Source organism: Enterococcus avium ATCC 14025 (genome assembly GCF_000406965.1).
Lineage (GTDB): Bacteria > Bacillota > Bacilli > Lactobacillales > Enterococcaceae > Enterococcus_A > Enterococcus_A avium.
In genome coordinates, this window is the sequence record NZ_KE136369.1 from 110904 (window position 1) to 118015 (window position 7112).

8 protein-coding genes and 1 tRNA gene are annotated in these 7112 nt (G+C 36.8%); 3 read left to right on the forward strand and 6 right to left on the reverse strand.

Going from position 1 to position 7112, the window contains the following annotated elements:
* Window positions 1-9 precede the first annotated feature (9 nt).
* The 4 genes from OMU_RS22565 to OMU_RS22580 form a co-directional block, all read right to left on the reverse strand.
* Window positions 10-1578 (reverse strand): glycerophosphodiester phosphodiesterase family protein, encoded by a 1569-nt coding sequence (locus OMU_RS22565; protein ID WP_016182156.1) that lies wholly within the window; start codon window positions 1576-1578, stop codon window positions 10-12.
* A gap of 312 nt (window positions 1579-1890) precedes the next feature.
* On the reverse strand, window positions 1891-2487 hold the full coding sequence (locus OMU_RS22570; protein WP_016182157.1) for a TVP38/TMEM64 family protein: 597 nt from the start codon (window positions 2485-2487) through the stop codon (window positions 1891-1893).
* 188 nt (window positions 2488-2675) lie between these two features.
* Window positions 2676-3125 carry a threonine/serine exporter family protein gene (locus OMU_RS22575; RefSeq protein ID WP_016182158.1) on the reverse strand — a complete coding sequence of 150 codons (450 nt, stop codon included), beginning with the start codon at window positions 3123-3125 and terminating at the stop codon, window positions 2676-2678.
* A 26-nt stretch (window positions 3126-3151) separates the two neighbouring features.
* Complete coding sequence (locus tag OMU_RS22580; RefSeq protein ID WP_016182159.1) at window positions 3152-3904, reverse strand: threonine/serine exporter family protein; 753 nt, start codon at window positions 3902-3904, stop codon at window positions 3152-3154.
* Window positions 3905-4295: 391 nt separating this feature from the next.
* Between OMU_RS22580 and OMU_RS22585 the strand changes: the two genes are divergently transcribed.
* Together OMU_RS22585 and OMU_RS22590 are read left to right on the forward strand one after the other, a co-directional pair.
* Entirely contained in the window at window positions 4296-4868 is a 573-nt protein-coding gene (locus OMU_RS22585) for a TetR/AcrR family transcriptional regulator (RefSeq protein WP_016182160.1), read from the forward strand.
* Between the two features lie 41 nt (window positions 4869-4909).
* Window positions 4910-4997, forward strand: a tRNA-Ser gene (locus OMU_RS22590).
* 276 nt (window positions 4998-5273) lie between these two features.
* On the opposite strand, the gene OMU_RS22595 is transcribed toward OMU_RS22590, so the two are convergent.
* Complete coding sequence (locus tag OMU_RS22595; protein WP_016182161.1) at window positions 5274-6044, reverse strand: homing endonuclease associated repeat-containing protein; 771 nt, start codon at window positions 6042-6044, stop codon at window positions 5274-5276.
* A 420-nt stretch (window positions 6045-6464) separates the two neighbouring features.
* Between OMU_RS22595 and OMU_RS22600 the strand changes: the two genes are divergently transcribed.
* Window positions 6465-6692, forward strand: a complete 228-nt coding sequence (locus tag OMU_RS22600) for a hypothetical protein (RefSeq protein ID WP_016182162.1) — start codon at window positions 6465-6467, stop codon at window positions 6690-6692.
* A gap of 301 nt (window positions 6693-6993) precedes the next feature.
* On the opposite strand, the gene OMU_RS23100 is transcribed toward OMU_RS22600, so the two are convergent.
* Window positions 6994-7112: ISL3 family transposase (locus tag OMU_RS23100; protein WP_002343842.1), on the reverse strand; the 119-nt coding region annotated here is incomplete at its 5' end.

Sequence of the window (7112 nt, forward strand, 5' to 3'; positions counted from 1 at the left end):
ATTTTTATTTTAGTCAAATTGTAGAATACTTGCTGTCTTTATACTGATACGGTTTGAGTCAACCGAAAAGACACTTAGATCATCTGTCAAGATACCTGTCACGTTCTGACAACGATAGACGGCCATTTGCCGATTTGAATTGACCGGCCAAACATAAACAGCTTGATTGCGTTTTTGCAAAACTTGAATCAAATCATTGTTGGCAGTTCGTGCTTCGATATTCATGAAATCCAGTGAGGTTTTTGGAGCCCCGATCAGATCTAAAGGCAAGATATAACCAACCTTCATTGTTGGAAAAAGTTGTTTCATTTTATTGGCGCTGTCTAGGTCCATACTTTGTAGTTGATGATTGGCTAGCTGCTCTTTTAATGGTAATAATTGTTGAACGATTGTACTTTTAGTCTTGTTAGTGACCTTAAGCTCAATCAGTAATTTTTGGTTTAAACGGTTTGCTTCTGCGAGATAATCCGCAAATAATGGGATTTTACTAGTGTAGCCGTTATCCTCCAGTGTGACTTTTTTTAATTCATCCCAACTTGTTTCATCAATGCGTAAATTTTTATCAGCCAAATCCTTCAAATTTTCATCGTGCATCACGACTAATTGGTGATCTGCAGTTTCTTGAACGTCCATCTCTATATAATCTGGTCGATCTCTTAGGCTGGTTCTTTTCAGAGCTGCGATTGAATTTTGGACACCATTGCGGTTAGTAACCCCTCGATGTGAGATTGTGAAGGGTTCATTTGCATCTTCTATTTGAAAGGCATGAGCATAATGCAGCGAGTATAAGCCAAGACAAACAAGAATTGTCAAGCCCAGCCAGACGATTGTTCCCTTTGTTGTAGAGTCATCAATGACCGGCTTTTTATCCGATGCAGTCAAGTAGAGAAAGAAAAGGCCCCACCATACGTTTTGTAATACACGATAGATGACCAAAAAGATCATTGCGCTAGTTTGTCTGATCAAGAATTGCGAGAGCCAAATAACGCCGATTTCCATCAAAAGACTGACAGTTAAAAAGGCGAATGGAATTAGGACGAAGAGCAGCAGCTGTTTTCCCAATTTATTTTCCGTTTTTTGCCAGCTAAGCTTCCGACTTTCCTTTATACTTTTTCCTTGCTTTAGATATTTTGGCACTAATATCATCCGATATAAAAAATAAAGAACAATCAAGTACAGGAAAATAATCACCGGCAGTATTTTCCAACGATAAAGAAAAATAAAAGAAAGCATTCTAGCTGGAAGCGGCTGCCAAGCTAACAATAGTTGGTAAAAGCGAAAGAAAAAAATTGGAGATAAAAGTAGCCAATAGGCAAAGCTAACAAATGCTGCCTTTAAAGAAAAGTTCTGAAACCCTTTTTCATTTGACTGTACCTGGCTGAAAAAGTTTCCGTATAGAAAGATCAGAGCCGCAAACAGTAACAAATACAAAGGATGATACAGATTATTTAGAAAGCTTTGTCGAAAAAACAAAAAGAGTCCCTCTGATAAAAAAGGAAGACCAAAGACAAGCATGATAAAGTTATATATGGAAAACGTATTAAAAAAATGCGTTATTTGTTGTCGAAAGTAATTCATTATTCCTCCTACAATTCTAACAGTGAATGATTTATCTAAAATAAATCGTGCTTTTTATTTAGGGTATCACAAGTCTGCGATTCAAAGTTTGATTATTTCATGAAATTCGCGAAAATGGAATGGTCCTTCATTCGAAAATAAGGAAGCTGCGTCTCTAATACAGATCATTTTGTAAATGTCTTATATCGAATGACAAATAAGCTGCGAAAAACGTAACTCGCAGCTTATTTGTCAATTAAATGTGTATTTAAGTGTCTGAAGAGCATTACACAAAGGATACCTACAAGACTGTAAAAAAACCACTAACGCGAATTAGTGGAGGAGTAATTTTTCTAATAAGGCGCCACCTTGTAATAAGGCCAAGCTGTATAAAAAGATTGAAGCCGGTTTAGCTAAAAAGATGATCGCGCTGTATTTTTTAAAGGACATATTGGTTAGACTGGCCATTAAACATAAGGCATCATCTGGTGCAACAGGGAAGAGAATCGCTAAGGTGAACAATTTATCAAAACGCGGATCATCAAGCCAATGGTTGTATTTCTGATAAACCTTATCACTGACGAGATGCATAATAAATGGCTTGCCATACTGTCGTCCCATTAGGAAAAGAATCAATGAGCCAATTACGATACCGACATAATTATAAACGAATCCCCAATACGGTCCAAAAATCAACACTCCTGCTGCAAGGCTGATTCCACCTGGAATGATCGGGATGACTACTTGAATAATTTGAATCAAAACAAAAATGAGCGGGCCAGCGATCGGGGATTGTCCAACGAGCTGCTGCAATGAATTCATATCATCAAATACTCCTAAGCGATAGAAGTAGATTGATAAACTAATGGTTACAGCAATTCCCATCAACGAAATAATATTTAATAGCTTCCTAGATTGAACAACACTCATCTGACTCAACTCCTTTGTCTTTCTAAAATGAAGTATAAAGGATAAATTCACAAAATGCATAGGTCTGAGGTAGTAATTTGTAAATTTCGTGCGAAACTTAAAATATTTTTAGATATTTATTGGTTGCGCTTACAACATTAGCGGTTAAACAAATAAAACAGAAAAAGAAATTTCTGTTTTATACACGTTTATCTCATTCGTAAATTAGAACGGGTCCTTTTTAGGGCTCGTTCGATTACATTCGTGAACATAAAGCCGATTGCAATTGCACCAGCTGTGACGAGTACAGTAACCACTTTTTCCATTGATTCGGTAAATTCCTGATTCATCATATGGCGGACAGCCATGTAAGCTGGGCCTCCAGGAACTAATGGAACCAAGCTGGGGACGTTGAATACAATCACAGGCATATGCATGATCTTAGAGAAGAGAATGCTAATCAAACCGATCATTAAGGCACCTAAAAAATTGGAGATACCGATATTTTGATGAAAATACGTTTGTAAGATCCAAAAAGTCATCCAGCCCGCAGCTCCCGTGACACCACACGCTAAAAAAGCTCGCCGAGGAATATTGGTTATGACGCTAAAGGCGATTGTGCTAAACATACTAAATAGAAAATTGACAATAAAATTCATGAGTGACCTCCAACTAAATTTATTCGTTAAAAGAAGTTAAATGCGACAATAATCCCGCCGCCGATCGCACCAGCGATAAATAAAGCTTCTGTTCCACGAGCGACACCACTGATTAAGTGGCCCGCCATAATGTCACGAAAAGCATTCGTGATAGCTAAACCTGGAACAAGAGGCATAATGGAGCCGATAATTAAACTATTTACGTCACGAGCAAACGAGGTTGAGACTGTCAATAAAGCCAAACAGCCAATGATTAGCGCCGCCGCAAAATCATTCAGAAATTTCATCTGCAATTTATTCCCAAAAAACGTGTGAACACCAAAACCAATCATTCCGATAATGAAAGTCGGAATAAAATCAAACCAAGTACCATTTAAGATGATCATCAAGGTACTGCTGACGATACCAGCCGAAATAATTTTCCAAATATAAGGAAAGTCGGGTGTGTCCTGATCGACTTCTTCTAGATAATGATAAAATTCTGGTAGAGAAAGCTCGCCATCAGCGAATTGGCGGGAGCCTTGATTGACTGCGGTCACTTTTTCCAAATTGATCGACTGAGGTGTGATTTGAATCACCTGGCTATTCTGTTCTGATGGGAAGCCAACGATCAGCCCTGTTGCTGTTACGTAGGTTTGTATATCATCAAGCCCCGCGTTCAGGGCGATTCGTTTCATTGTATCTTCCACCCGATAGACCTCTGACCCAGATTCCATCATAATTTTCCCGGCCTTTAAGCAGGTATTTAAAACAAGTTGCGCATAATTTTGCTGTTCCATCAAGCTAACCACCTTTACTATTCTATACTATAGTAGAGAATAAGAATAAATTAGACAAGAAAAAGAATAAGGATTGTCAGAAAACCTTAGAGAAAGTATAATAAAGTAACAGCAAACTTTTTTTTTGAGCTACGATTTTTACTTTAAAGAAACAAAAATGTATTCTAATGTATAACGACACTTTTGTTTTTTAATGAAATAAGTTAAATATTGCATAAATAATGAAACGTTTACACTGCCTTTGTAAGAAAAAATCCGCATAAGTTCACCACATTTTAGAAAAAAGTTTCTGTAAATTTAGATAACATCCTACATAGGGGTTGCAAAACTAATCAGTTTTTGATTAAAATAAAATGACGGGAAAAATAATAACATTCTGGGAGGAATTACAATGAGAAGAAAAGTTTACACCAAGGACCAGATTCTAAAGGCTGCCTATGAAGTTGTCGAAAATGAAGGTTTTTCTGGATTTACCGCACGAAACATTGCCAAGAAGATGGGAATCAGTACGCAACCAATCTATTTAGAATTTAAAAACATGAGTGATCTTAAGAACACTTTGTTAGATGAAATTTGCAATCACCTATATTACGATATTTTCCCAGAAGTTCGCACAGGTGATACGATCATTGACCTAGGATTGAGCTATGTTTATTTTGCGAAAGAACAAAGTAATCTATACAATGCATTATATGTACAAGAGTATGGTGGCGGAAAGAAAATGCACGACTTCTCTTATAATTACTTCCACCAATTAATTTTAGAGCATCCGAAATACAGCCAGTTATCTGAAAAACGTATCAACGCGTTACATGTAGGAATTTGGATTTGCGTTACAGGTATCGCGACATTGATGTCATCGGGTATTATCTCACCGACACAAGATGAGATCGTTCATTTGATCAATCGTACCCTTAATAACATCTTGGAAGATGAAGATACTTCAGTTTTGGATAGTTTATAATATCTTGACATTTAAGCAAAAAAAGGTAAGATAAATGTTGCGGAAGGTTGGCAGAGTGGTAATGCACCGGACTCGAAATCCGGCGAGCCGCAGTAATGTGGTGCACGGGTTCAAGTCCCGTACCTTCCTTATTTATCAACCTGTTTAGAGTTGTTTAGCTTAGGCTGAGCAACTCTTTTTTGCTGTTAAAACAAAAAGAGGCTAGCTGCTTCGGTAACTAAAGCAGCTAGCAAAATGAAAAGTTTATTAGGGTTGAGTAGACTATAAGGAAAAAAGCTTAAATGGGGCTTAAACTATCCAAAATGAGTTTTCGCATTTGATAAAAAGTCAATTTTGCTTGCTTTCGCTACTTTTCCTTTTTAAAGTAACAGTTGTTAGGTAAATACAATGAAAAACTTGGTCATACTAACTTTTTTTAGCTCTGCGAGAAGGAAGTGGTTCATACCCGTTCGCTCTAATAAAGGCGTCAAATGAGCCATAGATTTTTTTGATTTGATTGATTTGACCGAATTCCTTGCGTGTCGGGACACGATCATTTATTGAAATAAAGTCATTCAGCTTTTTTATCAATCCATCTTTTGTGAGCGGCTTGTTTTTACCAGGAGTATTCAGCGGGTAGCCTTGGCTGCGAAGAAAGTTATTGTAGGTTCCAAAGTATTTGTTGATAATATGCATATGCCCCAATTCTGTTGAAATCGGTGTTCGCCCATGCTCCTTTGCAAATAAATGCAATTCGTTGATCACCATGTCTATTGTCATAGGCTGTCTAGGTTTTGTTTTTCTCGATTTTTTTGGCTTACTTTTTGGTTTAGCTCTAGGTTTCAGTTCTAGGGATTTGTCATACAACGACTCATATCCATGGGCTTTAATAAAATCAAAATAGGAATCAAAATAATTTTTAATGGCATAGCGATAGCCGAACTCACTTGCTTTGGGAGCACGCTGATGCGATCTCACAAAAGCATGGAGCTTTTCTGCTATTTCGATTTTTGTATAATACTCGATTACTTGTTTTTTGCCGAGTCCCTGACTTTCTAGGAAAGTTGTATAATTTTTAAACATTGTTCTTATCGGGGTTTGATAGCCAAATTCCTTAACGGTTGGTGTTCGGTGATGCTGTTCGACAAATTTGGTCAGCTTTTTAATCAAATATTCTTCAGTAATTCTTACTGCCACGGCCAATATCCTCCTTTACATCATTCGATGACTAAGAAAACGATACCATAAATTAAATGAAGGATTGTTATCAATAATTTTAAAATTTTGAAACGAAAAAAATATTTTCCGACGAGACAGACAAGAGATTATCACTTAATAGATTAAGCGATAGCAACAATAGATCGAGAAAAGTTAGATAGATTTTCTATTTATTAAGAATGAATAAGGACCTTTTAAAAGAATTATTCAGCTTAAAACACAGATAATAAGTGTCATGTTTTTTTACCTTAAGAAATCGATGTAAGAGGACTAAAGTTTTCAATTATTCAATGTTCACTGCTGGTTCTGTTATGCTAAGGATAAGCAAATTTTATTTTTTAAAAGTGAAGAGAATTGATCGCTTAACATTATAAAAGCTACGACTAGAGGTGAATAAAGATGGAAGAGACTGTATTCTTTAATTTGGGCAACGCGATCGCTTCAAAACGTGACCCAAAAGAATTGATGAAAGAAGCTCAGATCGTCAAGGATAACCGTGACCCATTAGGCAAATTAGTGATTGTGGAGGGTGAGGGAAAGGAAGCGCTGATCTTGTTTGATTTAGCGGATCAAGAAGAACCTTCAGAACGGACCGAACCCTTTAAAGTAAAAAAGATTATTGAGTAAATAGAAAATGCTGATTCATAAGTGCTCAGTGTCAAAAAGTTAAGAAAGAAATTTCGCAAGTTGCCAAGAAAATCAATAACATAGGAATCGAGGTTGAAGGAACCTACTTTGTGCTTCTCAAATTTTTATGAATTTTCGGTTTATTTCGGCTAACTCTGCGTATGAGTTGCTTTTTATTCATGAACAGGAGCTGATCCAAAAGTCTAAGAGATTTTGGCTCTTCGTCAAATCGTGTTGGTGAAGACAAATTTGAATAAAACTTAGTCCGATATGCGGCGCGTTCTGTGCGCCGCATATTTTTTTAGTTTTCAAAGATCAGACCTTGTTGTAAATAGATCCGTGCCCGAAAGTTATAAAAGTTGCGATAACCAAACGCAATTCGTTTAATCAGCTTGATCTTGTTATTCAGCCCCTCCGTGA

Excerpts from the sequence above, each read along its gene's own strand:
- OMU_RS22565 (WP_016182156.1), bottom strand. The coding sequence starts at position 1,578 with ATGAATTACTTTCGACAACAAATAACGCATTTTTTTAATACGTTTTCC.
- OMU_RS22570 (WP_016182157.1), bottom strand. The coding sequence starts at position 2,487 with ATGAGTGTTGTTCAATCTAGGAAGCTATTAAATATTATTTCGTTGATG.
- OMU_RS22575 (WP_016182158.1), bottom strand. The coding sequence starts at position 3,125 with ATGAATTTTATTGTCAATTTTCTATTTAGTATGTTTAGCACAATCGCC.
- OMU_RS22580 (WP_016182159.1), bottom strand. The coding sequence starts at position 3,904 with ATGGAACAGCAAAATTATGCGCAACTTGTTTTAAATACCTGCTTAAAG.
- OMU_RS22585 (WP_016182160.1), top strand. The coding sequence starts at position 4,296 with ATGAGAAGAAAAGTTTACACCAAGGACCAGATTCTAAAGGCTGCCTAT.
- OMU_RS22600 (WP_016182162.1), top strand. The coding sequence starts at position 6,465 with ATGGAAGAGACTGTATTCTTTAATTTGGGCAACGCGATCGCTTCAAAA.